Origin of the sequence: Mesorhizobium sp. M0587 (genome assembly GCF_040320945.1) — a bacterium.
Taxonomy (GTDB): Bacteria; Pseudomonadota; Alphaproteobacteria; order Rhizobiales; family Rhizobiaceae; genus Mesorhizobium.
This window is the reverse complement of the sequence record NZ_JAMYQP010000105.1, coordinates 1-841: the sequence shown is the minus strand read 5'-3', so window position 1 is coordinate 841 and position 841 is coordinate 1. Positions and strand designations below refer to the sequence as shown.

1 protein-coding gene is annotated in these 841 nt (G+C 64.2%); it reads right to left on the bottom strand.

The annotated features are described in order from the left end of the window. A partial coding sequence (locus tag NKI49_RS33210) for a cadherin-like domain-containing protein (protein ID WP_352695943.1) occupies nucleotides 1-841 on the bottom strand: 841 nt, incomplete at both ends.

The following is an 841-nucleotide window of genomic DNA, read 5'->3' as shown; positions in this document are numbered from 1 at the left end:
TGATATTGACGATGCCGGTGGTGGCGTCGCCGTCGGTATCGGTCGCGACGACCCCGACATTGCCGATCGAGCTGATCTGAGCACCATTTGCCACAATGTGCTGCAGGTTGTCGCTCAGCGTCGCCGTTACCGTGACGTTGCCCGTCGCTCCAGCCGCGATGGGTCCGGGCGCGTTCAGGTCGAGGGTCACTGCAAGCTGCGTATGAGCGGCGTCGAGATACCCCTTGATCTGTGTGCCAGATACCGATTGCCAGAAGATGTCCTGGCTGCCGTTTCCATCCAGGTCGGTGACCAGGCCTGCCGTGCCCGAGAACGCGAATGAGGTCAACGCGTCCGAACCCGCCGTGAACGACAGAGCCGGCGTGTTGTCGGTCTCCGTGGTCAGCGTTGGGTTTGAACCCGTCGCTCCCGCCGTCAACAGCGCGGCCTCGTTCAGGTCCAGCGTAACCGGCGTGGGCGTTGCGGCGACAGCCCCATCGCCAATGGTGATCGTCAGCGTCGTCGGCGAGGTGTCGCCGTCGCCATCCTTCAGCGTGTAGGTGAAGGTATCCGTCACCGGCGATGCGTTGCTGATGTTGGAATTGGCGACGTAGCTGTACTGGCCGCTCGCATCGATTGTCAGCGTGCCATACTGGCCAGCGATCTGGGTGCTGCCGCTGATGTCCATACCGGCGCCGCCGACATTGTTGCTTTGGATGTGGCTCACGCTCGCGCCGTCGGCACCCTTGGTGTCGGCGCCGGCCGCATTGCCGTCGCTACCAAGCCCGGTGACCACGTTGCCGCTCGCCGTGCCGCCTTCCGTGACGCTGTCCGTGTCGGCAACCGCTAACGGCACGTCGTC